This is a genomic window from Mycobacterium sp., assembly GCF_032159775.1.
Classification (GTDB): Bacteria; Actinomycetota; Actinomycetes; order Mycobacteriales; family Mycobacteriaceae; genus Mycobacterium.
Genome location: NZ_JAVHWK010000101.1, coordinates 1 through 16,707, shown reverse-complemented (window position 1 = coordinate 16,707; position 16,707 = coordinate 1). Strand labels below are relative to the sequence as shown.

The following is a 16,707-nucleotide window of genomic DNA, read 5'->3' as shown; positions in this document are numbered from 1 at the left end:
GCAACGGCGGGGGTTATGGGACTAACCGGATCGGACTCTGTCCACGAGCTTCGACGCGATCGCTTCCGCTTGATCAGAAACGTTGTTGCCGCAGGCGCTTACCTCGAGAACGAAATTCGACACCACCTGCATGACATGCTGGCAAGCCTTCCCGCTCGACAGCGGAAGCGTTGATGCGATCACTGTGTGAGGACCTCCCCTCACCGCGGTGACGCGCTCTTGAGTCGTCGAGGTGCCCACCTTGTCTCTGGTGGTGATGACTTCGTCCGCACACCCTTCCCATGCCTTGGTCTGCGCGCCGATGAATTCATCCGCTTTCGCGACCGAAGGAAGCTGCGCCACCAGCTCCACAACGGAGGCGACATCAGCGGCCCCAATGATCCGCCAACGCATCGCGGTGAGATTCGTGGACGTGTATTCGATTTCGCCGCCGAGGTAGACCACACCGTGGCACCGTGGCGGGTTCACTTCCGTCGTGTCGTCAGGTGCGCTTCCCTCATCAAGCAGCTCAGATCCGCTGGTACCCAGCACATCATCGATCTCGTCGGGGTCGAGCAGCACGGAACCGAGATCGACAGACGACATCGTGCTTGATCTGACCGGTGAGCCGGAAACGTCCCGTGCGCAACCCACCAGACCGAATCCACTGATTGTCACGAGTACAGCCCATACTGCGACCACGCGGCCCGGCCTCCAGAAACGACACACAGCTTCACCCTAATTCGCGCTCGGGTGCTCCGTTCGGTAAATGCATCCTGCCCTGCGGCATTCGCGCCGCCCATAAGACGGGGGAGCGAACGGCTGATGCCTCATGGAGAACACTTTTCGGAGCGGTGTTTTGGGACTGGCTGGCTGTTCGAGCCCAGAGCAGCCATACCCTCAACCGGCACGTCGATGCATCGTTCGGGCTCGGTCTTTTGTCAGATCTACGGATCTCAGAATCGTGGGGAACGCAGGCCCCGCATCGACAACGTTTGGCCGTTTGGGGTGCGGGTACGCGTTCCAAATGCCTAGTGAGCGTTCATCAATCTTGCTTATCGCCGATCCGGGTGCCCCAGCGGTGATCGCCGAACGTTTGTCAGATTCGCTACCAAAAGCACTCACGGACACGCCCGCAGATGACAAGTGGGACGTATCAGTGCGGCGTCACGCCTATCCCATCGACGAGCACACCGAGGTGTCGGAGGTAGTCGACACCATCGAGCCGGGTGGCGAGACGGAAGAGATCGTCATCTACCTCACCGATCTGCCGAGGCGTCGCGGTACGACGCCGGTGGTAGCTGACATCAGCGTGCCCGACCGGTTCGGGATGATTTCCATTCCCGGGTTAGGTGGGGCGTTCATCGATCGTCGGGTGAAGACCTTGGCGCAGACCGTCGTGGCCGAGGTGACGGACGGGTCGAGAAATCACAGCCCCTCGGTCAAGCGGCTGACGCGGACACAGGACGACGACGTCGTCCGTTACGTCGCGCCGTCAGCGCTGTCACGCATGCGGCTCCTGGCGGGCATGGTCTACGCCAACAGACCGTGGCGATTGGTGACGGGCATGTCGAAGGTGATGATGGCGGCATTCGCTACTGGGGCGGTAAGCCTTGCCTATCCGACGATTTGGCAGTTGTCGACAACTATGGGCCCGTGGCGATTGAGCGTGGCAACAGTCTTGGCGAGCACAGCGCTGATCGCCTGGCTCATCATCGAACACAAACTATGGGAACGCCCGCGGTCAGCCGACGAACGTGAGCGCGCGGTCCTGTACAACGCATCGACTGTTGTCACCCTGACAATCGGTGTGGTCATTTTCCACGCCGGGCTGTTTCTTCTGCTTCTGGTGACCGCGTGGTGGACACTTCCGCCGCAAATGGTCGCTCAAAACATCGGTCATCCGTTCGGATTTTCCACATTGCTGTTGATGGCCTGGCTGGTGGCGGCAGTCGCCACACTGGGCGGGGCCTTGGGATCGGGCATGGAGGACGACGAGGCCGTGAAGGCTGCGGCGTACGGTGCCCGCCAGCGCCAGCGATTCGACACATCGGACTGACGCACGACTGCATGGTGAGCCCGTTCTTCAATCGGGCCAGACGCCTCTCCATCATGACAACCGGCTCAGCTCCCGGCTCCCTGCTGTAGCACAGCGTGCGTCCGGTCAGCTTCCAGATTCATTACCTGTTGGGCCGTGGCGCCGCGCCGCGGTCTGTGTTCGGCGCATTCGAAAAATCCTCGTGGTATCTCGTGGAAGCTGAGCATTTGAGCATTGACCGGCGCCCTGTGGCGGGACAATCCTTGGGTCACCGAGGGCGACCGTTGTACGGAAACCACTCACAGCGACATCTGAGGAGGAATATGGGCTCTGAACTCGCCACAGAACAGGTGCCGCTCGTCGAAATCCAGGAGGGTGACACGGTCCAAGATCCTGTGTCCGGTCAGTGGTTTACCGTCACCCGAACGGCGGATGGCTCCGAGAGCGTGACCCACAAGCATTCAGATGGCGACACGACGGTCGTCGAAGGTTACCGCGTGTACTTCGGCGACGAACGACAAGGCGAACAAGTCGATTCGCAGTGTGTCCTCGATTCCCGGTCCACCAAAGGTCTCGTGACTCGGCAGGTGCGAGAGTAGTCGCGACACAACGCGTTCACGCCTCGACCCAACTTGAACACCGATGCGCGCAAAGCGTTAGGACTCAAATGTTCCCGCAGACACCAGCCGCCAAGGCTGCACTTTCGGTCGCTACGCGTTTCTACTCACCTGCGCTGTTGAATCACTGCGTCCGCTCTTACCTGTGGGGGGCGGCGTACGCCGGCGCGCACGCTATCGCCTTTGACGACGAGCTCTACTACGTATCGGCGATGCTGCACGACATCGCTCTCACCGACCCGTTCGACAGCCACAAAATCGCCTTCGAGGAGGCGGGGGGAGACCTCGCATGGGTCTTCGGCACGGCGACAGGATGGTCGGAAGACCGTGCGGTGAGGGCACGGGAAATCATCGTGCTGCACATGCGCGACGACGTGGCTCCCACCGTCGACCCTGAGTCCCACCTGCTGCAGGTCGCCACCAGCTGGGACGTCGTCGGACTGCGGCCAGAGGAGTTCCCACCGGAGGTGAGGACAGAAACCCTCGGCCGCTATCCCCGGATCGGCTTCGGCGCAGAGTTCGCGGCGTGCTTCGAGGATCAGGCGCAACGCAAGCCCGACAGCGCCGCCGCCGCGTCGATTGCCAACAACGGTGTGCAACGGATCGCGGCCAACCCGCTCGACGACTAGGCGGGCGTTCGCTCAGTAGCTGCCAGGGTCGGAGTCGAAATTGTCGTTGGCATCACTGATGCTGTCGTCATCGTGATCGGTGTCGTTCCATGCATCGATGCCGGGCGCATTCTGCTGGTTTTGCCACGCGTCGGTGCCTTGCTGAACCTGCGCTCCGGTGGGCGCGCCGGTACTTGAAACGTAGTAGCAGAGCTTGGAGGTTCTCGCCGCGTTCATGTACGCCGCGGCATCCGCAGGCGGTATCTCGTTCTGCTGGCTCAAGGCACAAACCAGGTAGCCGAGCTTCAGCTCGTCGGCGTCCTGCCCGATGATGTGCATCCCGTTGGCGCCGAGCGTGTCGATGAAGTCGGCCTCCACCGATGACGGAGCAGGGCTGGTCGCGGCGGTCGGAGCCGCCAAGATTCCGAGCCCAACGGCGCCGATGGCGGCGGCGCCGAGACCCATCGCGAAGGTGGCGCACCTGCGCAGTGGCGAGACAGTCGTCAGGGTGATCACATGGTCCTTTTCGATGGCTTCGGCGCAGCGTCGTGGCGCGCAGGGCGCTGTGCTTGCCGGGCGGATAGGAAACTCTTCCTTCTCGGAGCTGAAGTCTCGCCCCGTGGGTCATTACCGGGGCGCTGCGAATTCCGGAGTATTCCTCTCAACAACTCCACACCACCCCCGCACCACGACGAGAGGAACTCACCATGACCGCATCAACCGCCCCCAAGTCCCGCTTCAAGTACGCCGCAACGCTGCTCGGCGCGTTCGCGATTCTCGCCATCGCCCCGGCCACCGCCCACGCGACCGACAACAACCCGACCACAGGCGGCGGAGGCTGCACCTATATCGACAAGGACGGCTATCCGATCCCGCTCGACGACGGCCAGTCCGTCATCGTCGACGGAAAGACGGTCAGCTGCAGCGGCGGAACAGTCACCACCGCGCTCGCGCCGAAGAAGAACATCGGCAGCGTCCGAGTGCCCGTCATCAAGGGCAACCTGCCTGTGTACGCACAACCCTGACCAAATCCCCAAGCCAGTCGGCCCGCCACCTTCCCCCCGGGTGGCGGGCCGCACTGTCAGCTAGGTGGCGCGGGACTCATCGAACCGATGAAATAGGTTTCCCGCCCGGTCGGGTATCCGCCACCATCGGTGGCGATGTGAACATGGTCGTAGTGGTTCGCGGTCTCGTTGCCGTAGTCGGCCGTCCAGCTCGGCGCGCCGATGCCGGGGTAGAAGCCCTGTCGCCAGATCACGTGAATCACCCCCCACCGCTTCGCGTTAGCGAGCGCGAGGCCCGCTATCTGGTTGCCGAGCTCGATGCCCTCGTCGGTGTTGTGGTTCGGGATCATCACGTCGATCGCCAGCCCGTTCGGATGCCACTTCAATGCGTCCTGGCGGGCGCCGCCGATCGTGGTGATCTCGGGAAACATCACGCTGATGGCTCTGGCCACCCAGATGGTGTGGATCTGCAATCCCTGCTCTGGCGCTATGCCGACGGGTAGTGCGAACGACGCTCCCTGGTTGGCGACCGGCGCGCTCGCGGCGATCAAATCCGGCGCCGCGGGACTTTGGGGACCAGGCGCACTCGTTGACACCACACCCTTACCCGCCGGTTTGGTCTCCGGCCTCTCAGAGTCCGTCGCCTGGTCGTAGATCATGGCTGCGGACACCGCGACCGAGGCGACGACGACCAACAAGCGGCCTCCGCCGTTTGCCAACACGCCCCTACCCACGAGGGCAGCTTACGTTTTCGCGGGCAGACTGTGATCGGAACCGATCCGAACAGCCCGCTGTCACAACAGTTGCAGTTCTGGAGGGCGAGCTCGCAGGCATTCCCCCAGCGCTGGTCAGCCGGCAGCGAAGTCGGGGCAGAGATTCGTCGTCGCAGCGCTGACGAAGAGCGTTCCTTGGCCGCTGGGCAGCCGGAAGATCTCTTCGGCCCGCGACATTTCATCGAGAACCGAGGTGCCGCCGCGCAGCTCGTCGCAGACCTGGTTTCCCGCTGCCACCGTCGCGGCCCCGTTCGCTTCAGGGATGTAGACGTTCAACGTAGCCAGCTCGTCGAGAAACATGTCGCGTGGCTCGGCGGATGCAACGGGAACCCCGGCTAAGGCGGCCATGGTCACTGCCAGCCCTACCGTCCCCAACGCCATACGATTCAGAGCCATCGAGTGTCCTTTCGTGTCGGCGCACGTCCACGTCGTACGACCATCCGAAACGTAAGCCAGCAACGCCAGGCGAGATATCCGGTGTTTCCCTATATCTTTCGTTGAGGCCGCCCTCACGTAGTACTACTCATCCGGCTCGGGGCGCGCTTGGGCATGCTGGACCCATGCCGTTCACCACGTCAGTGCCCGACGCCGGCTCGGTAGCCGACACCACCAAGCCCGACCGGGACCGCGCCGTGGACGTCGCCCGGCTCTTTGCCCTTGTCATCGTCATGTTCGGGCACTGCGCACTGCTGCTTGCCACCGTCGACTCGAGCGGGTTGCGCATCGGAAACCTACTCGGCGAGGTGCCTGAGCTGGCTCCTATCACCTGGGTTGTGCAGGTCATGCCGCTGTTCTTTCTGGCGGGCGGAGCCGCCGGGGCATACGGCTGGCGAGAAGGTACGCAGTGGGGGACCTGGCTGTTCGCCAGAGCGCAGAGGCTGTGCCGTCCGGTGTTCTGGTATCTGGCCTTCTGGACGGTTGGACTTGTAGTCACCTCCATGATTCTCGGTGCGGACTCAGCAGCAGGTCTCGGCGCGGAGTGCGTCGCTCTGCTGTGGTTTCTCGGTGTGTACCTCGTCGCGCTGGCCTTCGTACCCGCCCTGACCAGAATGCGCACAGGGCGGGCCGTCAGCCTCGTCGTCGCGTCCCTTCTGGTGGCTGCTGCACTTGTCGACGGCGTACGAATCGCCACCGGCATACCCATGTCGGGCCTCGTGAACTTCCTGATCGTCTGGCTGATCCCGGTGGCGATCGGCGTCGGCTACGCACGCCGGCTGATCAGCGTCCCCGCCGCGCTCGCGGCAGCGGCATCCGCGCTCGCCGCACAAGTGCTGCTGGCGGTCCTGGGTCCATACGAGGTCTCGCTGGTCGTCACCGGGACGGAACACATGTCGAATACGTCCCCTCCGACGCTTCTGCTTGCGCTGCACTGCACATGGATGTCATGTGCCTTCGTCGCCGCCGCCGGACCTGTGCGGCGATGGGCCCAGCGGCCGCGCGTCTGGCAGTTCGTCGCGGTCGGCAACGGGGGAGCGATGACCCTCTACCTTTGGCACATCCCGGCTATCGCGGTCGCGACCTTCACGTTGCATGCGGTGGGACTCGACGCCTACAACGTTGAGGCGCAAGGCTTTTGGGGCATGATGGCCCTACGGGCAGTCGTCTTCGCGGCTGTGATGGCCGCGGCGTTCTTCGTGTTGTCGCCGCTCGAACACCGCCGGCTTCCGTGGTGGGACTCTGCGGCCCGAGCAACCGGTGTTCGCTCGACCGTTGCGGGCGTGTTCATCTGCCTCGCCGGAGTCGCGCTCGTGCTGCTTGCCAAATATGGTTTGGCCGGCGTACACGGCTACATCCTTCTCGCGGCGTTCGTGGTGTGGGCGGGGGCAGCGCGCGTAAGCGAAGGCGGGTCAACTCGTCTCACGGCGCAGGCTGCGCAGACGATCACGTAAGCATTCCGGATTGGTAACCGCTTGTTCCATCGGGACGCCGAGCATGATGACCCGAACTATGCTCCCGTTACGGCCGTTTGCTGCGAGCGGCGAGATCGGTTCGACGAGGGCGGGACCCGGCGATTGCGCACAGTATTGGGGCTGTCGAAGACGTCGACCAGTATCGGTTGGGTTCTGGTCGACGAGTGTAACGTCGCAGGAGATCCGCTCGACCACGACGCATTCGACATCACCGATGCGAGCACCGCCGCGCCCGTCGCCACCGCGCGCCGCGTCCGCGATATCGCCACGGCAAGCGGCTACACCGTCGACTCCGTACACGTCACCTCCACCGGCAACCTTTCCTCGCTTCGCGATGCGTTGACGCAGATGGGTTTTCATGATGTTGTGCCCGTCTCCCTGACCGCGGCCATCCGAGGGTGGGCGATGGATGTCGGACGCGCAAACGGTCAGCGAACGATTGCAGTATGCATACTCGGGCAAGACTCGGCTTCGCTGTCGGTGCTCGACACCCTTAGCGGCGCAATAGAAACCGTCACGACCACCGCGTCTCGTGACTGCGTGGCCCTGTCGGTCTGGCTCAATGCCTCGTTCGGACTTGACAAATCGCAGCCGGAAGCGCTGTACCTCATAGGATCTCGCTCCCAACTCGCGGCGATCGCCGACAAGCTCGACTCGACCTTGTCGGTTCCGGTCGTGGCCACACATGATGCGCAACTGGCGCTTGCCCGCGGCGCGGCGACGTCGAGCATGTGGCATGTCGATCACTGCGGCGGGGTCAATCGCTCCGGCTTCGCTTCGCAGGCAAGAACACTCACAGCGGTGGCCCTCGTTGCAGTCGTATCGCTGTTCACGCTGTCGTCTGCAGGCAGCCCGGTCACTCTGGCTCAGAGAAGCGTCGCGCAGCCGGCACCGCCCGCCGCGGCCCAGCCCGCTGAGATGCCGCCCGCTGCTGCGCCACCCGCACCGCCCGAGGCATTCCCGCCGCCGGCGCCGACGGCTGAGCCGATGACCGAGGCACTGCCGCCGCCCGCGACGATTCCGGAACCGGCAGCGGTGCCGGTGACCGTGCAGGTCGCACCGCCGGTGGAGCACCTTCCCGACGTGCAGCCGGTCGAACACATCCCCGACGCGCAGAGCGCACTAGCGCCTGGCCCGATCGCTCCCGGACCTGCGCTCCCAGACCAGCCGGCCGCAGCGCTGAGCCCCGGTTTCGGCGACCTGCCGTGAGCTAAAGGCGGCCCGCGGCGAACGTGGCTGCCTCGCCGACCATTCCGTTCACCGGATAGAGCGCATGCGCAAAGCTCGGACCGCCACCCGGTGTGCCGTCGCAGATCGTGTCCCCTTGAGCGCACAGTTGAATCGTCTTGGCCGCATAGGCCGGACCGATCGTGATCGCCGGTGCGCCGTACTGGCTCGTCCACGCCTCCGATGGCTTTCCGAACAGGGCCACCGCTGCGACATGGTTGGCGACTTCGACCGGCAGCGGCTGCGGAACGAAAGCGGCAGGGACTCCAGGCGGCACCTCGGCCGAGGTCACGAATCCCGCCACGGCGGCACCCTGCGAGTAGCCGCCCAGCACGATCCGGGTGTTGGGGCAGGACGCGGCCGTGGACTGCACGTGAGCGCCTGCATCCCGGATGCCGTCGACGACCGTCTGCGCAAAGGCCATCGTGTCGTTGAAGTCAGCGCTGGCGGCGTAATTGACCGGATACACCGAAACCGACTTTGCACCCGCATCCGCGCGCAGCGCGTCGATGAACGCCTGCCCGACGCCGCCGACTCCGGGTGGTTCGCCGGTCCCGCGGGCGAAGATCACCTCGACGTCAGAACAGGGTTCGGCGGACGCAGACGGCATCGGGGCGCCCAACACCCCTGCCCAGACGGTCGCAGCCGCTATGCCGATCACCTTGCTGACTCTCATGTGCCCTCCCGCGTCAATTTCGCCCGGGATACCCAACTCGGCGGTGTCTATACCCGGCTCGCGGCGAAAACCGCCGCGTCGTTGACCATCCCCGTCTGAACATATGCGCCATGGGCGCGCATATCCGAACCGCCCTGGTAGCAGATCGGATCGTTCGGAACGCACATCTCGATCGTCTTAGCCGTGTACAGAGGACCGACCGAGGGCAGAGGGCCAGGGGACAGGCTGTCGGCGAACGCGCTCCTCGCGCCGCCGAACTCGGCAGCGGCGGCGACGTTGTCGGCCACGTCGGCAGGCATAGACGTCGTGGCCAGATCGACGACCGCCGCGCCTTGCGAATACCCGCCGAGCACCATCCTGGTGTTGGGACAATTCGCCGCCATCGCCTGGACGTGTGCGCTCATATCGTCGCCGCCTGCAGGGGCGCTCCGCGAGAAATCGTTGCTGGCCGGGTAGTTGACCGCGTACACGCCGACCGAACGACCACCCACGTGCGATCGGACCGAGTCGGCGAAGGCCTGCCCGATCCCGCCAACACCGGGCGGTTCGGTGGTTCCTCTGGCGAAGACGACCTCCACATCGGGGCATGGCGCAGCGTCGGCAACAGGTGCCATCACCGCGGACAGGGACAGTGCGTAGGCCGCCGCCGATACCGCACCGGTGATGCGGGCGGCCCGGACCGGCTGCGTGATCTTCATGTTCGTATGTCGCGCACGGGCCCGAAGATGTGACATCGGCCGCGGCGGCGTTCCGCCCGCGACGGCAGACAGCTGCGCCCGGTGCGGATGCGTAGTGACGCAAAGGCCGAGAAGACCGTATGCCTTGGCGACACCCCGGTACGCTACCGTCGAAGCGGTCCATAGCCGAGGGGACGAAGATGAAGCTGATGGCAGCAGTCGTACTGGCCTGCGGGGTGACCGCCGCGCCGATGATGACCGCGGGGACGGCCTCTGCGCTGCCGGGAACGTGCGACGGCGTCGACTGCGTGCCCTACGTGAAACGCAACATCGTGCCCACCGACCCGTGCCAGTTCAAGTCCCGGTATCCCTTCGGCCTTGACGCCACCGGCAACACTTTCGTCTGCGCGGCCACCAATCAGTGGGTGCCGGTGGCGCCGCTGCTCGGTGTGCGCACGCTGAGGGCACCATGCGACGAGAAGGTGCCAGGGACCGCCCAGACGCCGATCGGCCAGATGGTGAACTGCGAGGCTGCGGCCTGGACCCCGTACAACGACGTGCTTTATTACAGCTGACCGGTCGCCCGGCAGGCGGTGGCGCCGTCAGCCACCGTTGGAAACGGGATTCGACGACAGCGTGATGATCTGTCCGTTCTTCCACACGCACCACCGTCCGCCCCATCCGGTGGTCCACACCACGGGCTCACCCAGCCAGAACTCGGCGGGTTTGCGCGGCGCCCAGTCCGGAACGGGATCGCCGACGGCAGCCCAGGGCGGATTGGGCGGCGGGGGAGGATCGGCGTTCGCCGATGGGGCGCCGACAAGAATCGCCGCAGCGAACCCGCAGGCGACTGCGAAGGCTCGCACCGAGCCGGTGTGGGTCACGTCCAGTCCCAGACCGTCGGATCGTTCGGCGGGTAGTTCATGCAGACGTCGGTGCCGTGGGCGGCGACACCCTTGTTGTTGAAGAAGAGCTTGGCCCAGTTGCCCCAATGCGTGGCCATCTGCTCGTAGTAGACGTTGGTCGCGGTGTCCTCCGAGTACTGGCGCCTGCCCGCGTAGTCCAGCGAGAAGAACCAGTAGATGCGATCGCGAGCGGCGTCCTGCACGTCGACCGGTCTGTTGTGGTAGTCGATCATGTAGCGCTGGTAGTAGATCGGGTCGGTGTCACGCGTCGCGGCCATGTATTGGTCGACCGTGCAGGTGGTCTTGAGTATCCGGTTCGGGATCGGATAGTCGTCCGTCGCGTCTGCCGACGCGACCGCCGGAATCGTCATTGCGACCATGCTCACCGCCGCCGCCACGATGCTCGCCTTACCCAACATGTCTTGATCCCTTCGCTACTGCTCGGCTGCCAACGGTGGCCCCGCAGGCGCTGGCGGCGTATCGGCTCCCGGCGCCGGCTGCGCCATCTGCGCGAGAATCGGCACCTTGTCGGGACAGTAAGTCCGATAGGCCGCACCGAGGAACTGATAAGTCTGCTCGGTGGTGGTGGTTTTCGCCAGCTGCCGCTTGACGAATTGCGCCGACTGATTGGCGTCGTGGTCGAGGTTGTTCCATAGTCGCTTGCACGCGATCTTGCCGATCCACGCGTTGTAGTCCTTCTCGCCGTAGATGCCGTAGATGTGCAACTCGTTGTAGAAGTCGGTGTCCGGGTCGGCATGCGCGGGCGCCGCAACCGCCAGCGTTGGCACCGCCAAAGCCATCGCCGCCAACACGGTCGACGCGAGTCGTTTCGTCATCGCCATCATCACCTACCTAGTTCGGACTTATTGGGCCAGTGGGGCTTTCGTCGTTTGCGTGCCTGCCGGGCGCCGCACCGACCGCTTCTGGCTCCGCTTCGGTCTTGGGCGCAGGCCACGGCTCGGGAACCGGTCGTTGCCGTACCCGTTGTGGCCACCAGAACCATTTGCCGAGCAGCGCAGCGATCGACGGCGTCATGAAGGATCGAATGACCAGTGTGTCGAACAGCAAACCAAGACCGATGGTGGTGCCCACCTGACCGACCACACGCAGGTCGCTGACCACCATTGACATCATGGTGAAGGCGAAAACCAGCCCGGCCGATGTGACCACGGAACCGGTTCCGCCCATCGACCGGATTATGCCTGTGTTGATGCCCGCATGGATCTCTTCCTTGAATCGGGAGACCAGCAGCAGGTTGTAGTCGGACCCCACCGCCAACAGGATGATGACCGACATCGCGATGATCATCCAGTGCAGGTGCATGCCGAGGATGTACTGCCAAATCAGCACCGAAAGGCCGAACGACGTGCCGAGTGACAGCAGCACCGTACCGACGATCACCGCGGCGGCCACCACCGCGCGGGTCAGCAACAGCATGATGATGAAAATCAGGCAGAGCGAGGCGATTCCGGCGATCAGCAGGTCGAAGTTGGAACCTTCCGACATGTCTTTGTATGTGGACGCGGTGCCCGCCAGGTAGATCTTCGAGCCCTCCAGCGGTGTGCCTTTGATGGCTTCGAACGCCGCGTTCCTGATCTGGTTGATGTGCGAAATGCCCTCTGGTGTGGCGGGATCGTTCTCGTGCGAGATGATGAACCGGACCGCCTTGCCGTCCGGCGAGACGAACATCTTCATGCCGCGCTTGAAGTCGGGGTTGTCGAACACCTCCGGCGGCAGATAGAACGAGTCGTCGTTCTTGGACGCATCGAACGCCTGACCCATCGCAGTCGAGTTCTCCTGCAGGGCCTTCATCTGATCCTGCTGACCCTTCTGGCTCTGGTACATGGTCAGCGTGATGTTCTTCATGTTTTTCATCGTCTCGATCATCGAAGGCATGATCGCGACGAGCTGCGGCATCAGGGTGTCCAGCCGCTCCAACTCCGGCACCAGCTGCTGGACGTCATCGGTCAGCACGTCGATGCCGTCGAGTGTGTCGAAGATGGCACGTATCGAATGGCAGACAGGGATGTCGTAGCAGTGCGGTTCCCAGTAGAAGTAGTTGCGGATCGGCCGGAAGAAGTCGTCGAAATCGGCGATGTTGTCCCGGACTTCGCCGATGTCGACGGCCATGTTCTTGGTCTTCTCGACCATGTTGTGCGTGGTGTCGGCCATCTGCTGGGTCAGGCTCTGCATCCGCGTCATCGTGTCGATGGTCGTCTGCATGTCGTTGGCCTGGGTCAGCATGTTCTCCATGACCTTGTCCATGTAGTCCTGGTTCATCTGCTGGGTGGTGCCCTGCATGCTGATCTGGAACGGAATGGACGTGTGTTCGATCGGTGTGCCGAGCGGCCTGGTGATGGTCTGCACGCGACCGATACCGGGAATATGGAAGATGGCCTTGGCAATTCGGTCGACAACAAGCATATCGGCCGAGTTGCGCACGTCGTGGTTGGTCTCCAGGAGAAGCATCTCGGGGTTCATCCGCGCCTGCGGGAAGTGGCGGTCGGCGGCTTGATAGCCCTGATTGGCCGGAATGTCTGCCGGCAGGAACTCACGGTCGTTGTAGCTCGGCACGTAGCCGGGCAAAGCCAGCAGGCCGACAAGTGACAGCGCGATGGTGGACACCAGAATGGCTCCGGGCCAACGCACCACGGCGGCACCGATCTTGCGCCAGCCGCGCTCCCGCATCCTCCGCTTCGGATCGAAAAGCCCGAACCGACTGCAGACGGTCAGTAGCGCCGGTGCCATCGTCAGCGCGGCGATGACAGCGACGAGCATGCCGATGGCCAGCGGAATGCCCAGTGACTGGAAGTACGGCAGCCGGGTGAAGTGCAGGCAGAAGGTGGCGCCCGCGATGGTCAGGCCGGAGCCCAGAATGACATGAGCGGTGCCGTGATACATGGTGTAGAACGCTGTTTCGCGGTCCTCACCGTCGTTCCGGGCCTCGTGATATCGGCCGACGAGGAAGATCGCGTAGTCGGTTCCCGCCGCGATCGCCAGCGTCGTGAGCAGGTTGACGGCGAATGTCGACAGGCCGATGAGTTCGTAGTAACCAAGCGTCGCAACGATTCCGCGGGCGGCCGCCAGCTCGACGAACATCATGACCAGAACGAGCAGCACCGTCACGATCGAGCGGTAGACGAACAGCAGCATCAGGAAGATCACACAGATGGTGATCATGGTGATCAGCTTGATGCTCGAGTCGCCCGCATGATGCTGGTCGCTCGTCAGCGCGGCGGGCCCCGTGACGTAGGCCTTCAAGCCTTGCGGTGGCGTCGAGTTGGCGACGATGTCGCGGACGGCGGCGACGGAATCGTTTGCGATCGTCTCGCCCTGGTTTCCGCGCAGATAGAGCTGGACGTAGGCGGCTTTGTTGTCGGCGCTCTGCGAGCCGGCCGCGGTCAGCGGATCTCCCCAGAAGTCCTGGATGTGCTCGACATGCGCCTTGTCGGCTTCGAGCTTGTCGACCAGGCCGTCGTAGTACTTGTGGGCTTCGTCGCCCAGCGGCTGGTCACTCTCGAGGACGATCATCACCGAGCTGTTGGAGTCGAACTCCTGGAAGTCCGTGCCGATGCGCTGCATTGCCTGCATCGACGGTGCGTCAGTGGGCGCCAGCGACACCGAGTGCGCCTCGCCGACCACCTCCAGCTGCGGCGCTATGACGTTGACGAACACCACGAGCGCGAGCCAGCCCAGCAGGATCGGCACCGAGAAGAGCCGGATGAACCGTGGGATCATCGGGTGCGCACCGATGTGCGTGTTGCTCATGCGGACTTCACCAGGCAGAACGTCTGAGCGTTGAGGCCGTCGGTCGTGTTCTCGTTCTTCACCACGCCGTCAACGGTGATGCGACAGCTGATGGTGTCGCCGTCGCCCTGCGCGACGATGTTGGGACTGGACGCGGGAGCGGTGGTGGTCAGCGTCAGCGACCATGGCAGCGGCACGTTCACCGCCTTCTGCGGTTGCGCGTCGAGGTCGAGGTAGTTGATGGTGGCGATGGCTCCGGGCTCTCCGTAAATCTCGTACTTCACGACCTTGGGATTGAACGGCGCGGGGTCGTTGACCAGGCCGGCGCCGGGCCTGGTGAGCTCGGTTTTGCCGAAGACGCCGCGCAGCCGGTCGACCATGAAGAAACCGAGCAGAATCACCGCGACGATGAGCAGCGGCACCCAGGCACGCCTGATCGTCTTCAGCACGGGAAGCCTCGCCGCCCGCACACCAGGGTGACGATTTCCACCCGACCCATTCAACTTCTCCCTAAGATGACAGCCTCTGCTTAACTTAGCCCATATAACTTCTGTTGGCGCAACAGGCTAGCGCAAAGTCTTCCGACCCCACTGCCGACCTGGCGAATCCGCCAAAACTGGCGGCAAACGGTCGTAATCTCCGGCTAGGGCCGGAGTTGGCCAAGGGGAGGCAACGATGCCGTTCATCGACAACAGGGTCGGCGGTTTGCTCCGCCGGTTGACTCTTGCGGCGCTTGGCGCTGCGCTGCTGGCCGGCCCGTGTGAGGTGCCGACGGCGGCGGCGTTCTCGAGCGTGCCGGTCGAACAGCTCACTGTCGCGTCGACGGCGATGGGCCGCGACATTCGCGTCGAGTTCCTCGACGGCGGCCAGGGCGCCCACGCGCTGTACCTGCTGGACAGCATGGAGGCCGGTGATGACTTCAATGGCTGGGACATCAACACCGCCGCATTCGACTGGTACAGGGACTCCGGGATATCGGTGGTCATGCCGGTCGGAGGCAAGGCGAGCTTCTACAGCGACTGGTACGGCCCCGCCGCTGGCAACGGCGGCACCTATACCTACAAGTGGGAGACCTTCCTGACGCAGGAACTGCCCGCGTATCTCGCCTCCGCCAGGAACGTGCCTGCGGCCGGAAACGCCATCGTGGGGTTTTCGATGGGCGGATCGTCAGCGCTGGTGCTGGCCGCTCATCATCCTGCGCAGTTCACCTACGCCGGATCCCTCTCGGGCTTCCTCAATCTCTCCGCGGATCCTGGGCAGGTCGGTATCGCGATGATGTGGAATGGCGGCTTCAGTCGAGAGGCGATGTGGGGTCCGCCTGGCGATCCGGCCTGGGCCCGAAACGATCCCACCGTGCAGGCAGGCGCGCTGGCCGCCAACGGCACCCGGCTCTGGATCTACTGCGGTAACGGCACACCCACCGACCCCGCTCTGGCCAGTCCGGACGCGCCTATCGGCGGACTGGGATTCCTCGAGGGAATGGCGGTCGACTCCAACCACACCTTCGCCGACGCCTACATCGCAGCGGGCGGCAACAACGCGACATTCAACTTCCCGGCTGGCATCCACAGCTGGGGCTACTCGGGCCAGCAGCTGCAGCAGATGAAGCCAGACATGCAACGCACGCTCGGCGCCACGCCTGTGGCGTGACTACGACAGGCGTTCCCGCAGTGAGCGTTTGAGCACCTTGCCGTAGCTGTTCTTCGGCAGTTCATCGATGTACTCGTACCGCTTCGGCCGCTTGAATCGGGCGATTCGGTCCAGCAGGTGGGCGTCCAGTTCCGCGGGCTTGGCCTCTCCGACGATGAACGCCACCACGATCTCGCCCCACTCCTCGTCCCTGGCGCCGACCACGCCGGCCTCGACGACGTCGGGGTGTTCCAGCAGCGCCTCTTCCACTTCGCGCGGGTAGATGTTGCTGCCACCGCTGATCACGACATCTTTGGACCGGTCGCGCAGGGTGAGGAAGCCGCGTTCGTCGAAGGAGCCCATGTCCCCGGTATGTAGCCAGCCATGCTGCAGGGTGGCGGCGGTGGCCTCGGGGTTCCTCCAGTAACCGGACATGACCACATCGCCGCGACAGACGATTTCACCGATCTCACCGATGCAGGCCTTGCTTCCGTCGTTCCGCAGCACCGCGACGTCGACACCGGAGCGGGCGTAGCCGACGGATCCGAGCGTCGCGTCGTCGGCACCCACGTGGTCGCTTCGGCGCAGTCCGGTGATCGTCATCGGCGCCTCGCCCTGGCCGTAGAGCTGCACGAAAACGGGTCCGAACGCGGCCATCGCCTTCTTCAGGCTGTCGACGTACATCGGGCCGCCGCCGTAGACAATCGTGCGCAGGTTGCGCGGACACGGCCTGCCCGTCTGCACAAGCCGGGCAACCATCGTCGGGGCAAGGAAGGCGCTGCAGCCCGGGTGGCGATCGCAGAGATCGAGGAATTCCTCGGGCTCGAATGCCGACGAAGCCGGTATCACCTGCCGAGCTCCTCGCAACACGTACGGCGGGATGTAGAGGCCCGATCCGTGCGACATCGGCGCGCCGT

At 64.1% G+C, this 16,707-nt stretch carries 20 protein-coding genes; 8 read left to right on the top strand and 12 right to left on the bottom strand.

Annotated features, from left to right (window positions below; all coding sequences use genetic code 11):
• Positions 1-21: 21 nt before the first annotated feature.
• Positions 22-561 carry a sensor domain-containing protein gene (locus QOJ24_RS10985; protein WP_526261021.1) on the bottom strand — a complete coding sequence of 180 codons (540 nt, stop codon included), beginning with the start codon at positions 559-561 and terminating at the stop codon, positions 22-24.
• Between the two features lie 445 nt (positions 562-1,006).
• On the opposite strand from QOJ24_RS10985, the gene QOJ24_RS10980 reads away from it, so the two are divergent.
• From QOJ24_RS10980 to QOJ24_RS10970, 3 genes are all read left to right on the top strand, one after another.
• On the top strand, positions 1,007-2,038 hold the full coding sequence (locus tag QOJ24_RS10980; protein WP_526261020.1) for a hypothetical protein: 1,032 nt from the start codon (positions 1,007-1,009) through the stop codon (positions 2,036-2,038).
• Between the two features lie 302 nt (positions 2,039-2,340).
• Positions 2,341-2,616: a hypothetical protein gene (locus QOJ24_RS10975; RefSeq protein WP_526261019.1), complete on the top strand. Its 276-nt coding sequence runs from the start codon at positions 2,341-2,343 to the stop codon at positions 2,614-2,616.
• Positions 2,617-2,753: 137 nt separating this feature from the next.
• Positions 2,754-3,263: an HD domain-containing protein gene (locus QOJ24_RS10970; protein WP_526261018.1), complete on the top strand. Its 510-nt coding sequence runs from the start codon at positions 2,754-2,756 to the stop codon at positions 3,261-3,263.
• 12 nt (positions 3,264-3,275) lie between these two features.
• Here the strand turns inward: QOJ24_RS10970 and QOJ24_RS10965 are convergent, their stop codons facing one another.
• Positions 3,276-3,758 (bottom strand): hypothetical protein, encoded by a 483-nt coding sequence (locus tag QOJ24_RS10965; protein WP_526261017.1) that lies wholly within the window; start codon positions 3,756-3,758, stop codon positions 3,276-3,278.
• Positions 3,759-3,949: 191 nt separating this feature from the next.
• Here QOJ24_RS10965 and QOJ24_RS10960 point away from each other — a divergent pair, with 191 nt between their 5' ends.
• Entirely contained in the window at positions 3,950-4,267 is a 318-nt protein-coding gene (locus QOJ24_RS10960) for a hypothetical protein (RefSeq protein ID WP_526261016.1), read from the top strand.
• Between the two features lie 56 nt (positions 4,268-4,323).
• Here QOJ24_RS10960 and QOJ24_RS10955 read toward each other — a convergent pair whose 3' ends face one another.
• Together QOJ24_RS10955 and QOJ24_RS10950 are read right to left on the bottom strand one after the other, a co-directional pair.
• Positions 4,324-4,980: a VldE C-terminal domain-containing protein gene (locus tag QOJ24_RS10955; RefSeq protein WP_526261015.1), complete on the bottom strand. Its 657-nt coding sequence runs from the start codon at positions 4,978-4,980 to the stop codon at positions 4,324-4,326.
• A 114-nt stretch (positions 4,981-5,094) separates the two neighbouring features.
• Positions 5,095-5,415, bottom strand: coding sequence for a DUF732 domain-containing protein (locus QOJ24_RS10950; RefSeq protein ID WP_526261014.1), 321 nt, complete (start codon positions 5,413-5,415; stop codon positions 5,095-5,097).
• 164 nt (positions 5,416-5,579) lie between these two features.
• On the opposite strand from QOJ24_RS10950, the gene QOJ24_RS10945 reads away from it, so the two are divergent.
• Together QOJ24_RS10945 and QOJ24_RS10940 are read left to right on the top strand one after the other, a co-directional pair.
• Positions 5,580-6,908 (top strand): acyltransferase family protein, encoded by a 1,329-nt coding sequence (locus tag QOJ24_RS10945; RefSeq protein WP_526261013.1) that lies wholly within the window; start codon positions 5,580-5,582, stop codon positions 6,906-6,908.
• A 123-nt stretch (positions 6,909-7,031) separates the two neighbouring features.
• Complete coding sequence (locus QOJ24_RS10940) at positions 7,032-8,138, top strand: DUF7159 family protein (protein WP_526261012.1); 1,107 nt, start codon at positions 7,032-7,034, stop codon at positions 8,136-8,138.
• 1 nt (position 8,139) lies between these two features.
• Here QOJ24_RS10940 and QOJ24_RS10935 read toward each other — a convergent pair whose 3' ends face one another.
• Together QOJ24_RS10935 and QOJ24_RS10930 are read right to left on the bottom strand one after the other, a co-directional pair.
• Positions 8,140-8,832, bottom strand: coding sequence for a cutinase family protein (locus tag QOJ24_RS10935; protein ID WP_526261011.1), 693 nt, complete (start codon positions 8,830-8,832; stop codon positions 8,140-8,142).
• Positions 8,833-8,879: 47 nt separating this feature from the next.
• Entirely contained in the window at positions 8,880-9,530 is a 651-nt protein-coding gene (locus QOJ24_RS10930; RefSeq protein WP_526261010.1) for a cutinase family protein, read from the bottom strand.
• A gap of 188 nt (positions 9,531-9,718) precedes the next feature.
• Between QOJ24_RS10930 and QOJ24_RS10925 the strand changes: the two genes are divergently transcribed.
• Entirely contained in the window at positions 9,719-10,084 is a 366-nt protein-coding gene (locus tag QOJ24_RS10925) for a hypothetical protein (RefSeq protein WP_526261009.1), read from the top strand.
• Positions 10,085-10,111: 27 nt separating this feature from the next.
• Here the strand turns inward: QOJ24_RS10925 and QOJ24_RS10920 are convergent, their stop codons facing one another.
• The 5 genes from QOJ24_RS10920 to QOJ24_RS10900 are packed head-to-tail and all read right to left on the bottom strand — an operon-like array spanning position 10,112 to position 14,607.
• Entirely contained in the window at positions 10,112-10,375 is a 264-nt protein-coding gene (locus QOJ24_RS10920) for a hypothetical protein (protein ID WP_526261008.1), read from the bottom strand.
• A 14-nt stretch (positions 10,376-10,389) separates the two neighbouring features.
• Entirely contained in the window at positions 10,390-10,833 is a 444-nt protein-coding gene (locus QOJ24_RS10915; RefSeq protein ID WP_526261007.1) for a DUF5078 domain-containing protein, read from the bottom strand.
• A 15-nt stretch (positions 10,834-10,848) separates the two neighbouring features.
• Entirely contained in the window at positions 10,849-11,250 is a 402-nt protein-coding gene (locus QOJ24_RS10910) for a DUF732 domain-containing protein (RefSeq protein ID WP_526261006.1), read from the bottom strand.
• Positions 11,251-11,266: 16 nt separating this feature from the next.
• Positions 11,267-14,182: an MMPL/RND family transporter gene (locus tag QOJ24_RS10905; RefSeq protein WP_526261005.1), complete on the bottom strand. Its 2,916-nt coding sequence runs from the start codon at positions 14,180-14,182 to the stop codon at positions 11,267-11,269.
• A complete protein-coding gene (locus tag QOJ24_RS10900; RefSeq protein WP_526261031.1) occupies positions 14,179-14,607 on the bottom strand; it encodes an MmpS family transport accessory protein in 429 nt (142 codons plus the stop codon). Before QOJ24_RS10900 ends, QOJ24_RS10905 begins: the two co-directional genes overlap by 4 nt.
• Positions 14,608-14,836: 229 nt before the next feature.
• Here QOJ24_RS10900 and QOJ24_RS10895 point away from each other — a divergent pair, with 229 nt between their 5' ends.
• Complete coding sequence (locus QOJ24_RS10895) at positions 14,837-15,811, top strand: alpha/beta hydrolase (protein ID WP_526261004.1); 975 nt, start codon at positions 14,837-14,839, stop codon at positions 15,809-15,811.
• Here the strand turns inward: QOJ24_RS10895 and QOJ24_RS10890 are convergent.
• On the bottom strand, positions 15,812-16,707 hold an 896-nt coding region (locus tag QOJ24_RS10890), incomplete at its 5' end, for an AMP-binding protein (RefSeq protein ID WP_526261003.1). It lies immediately after the preceding gene.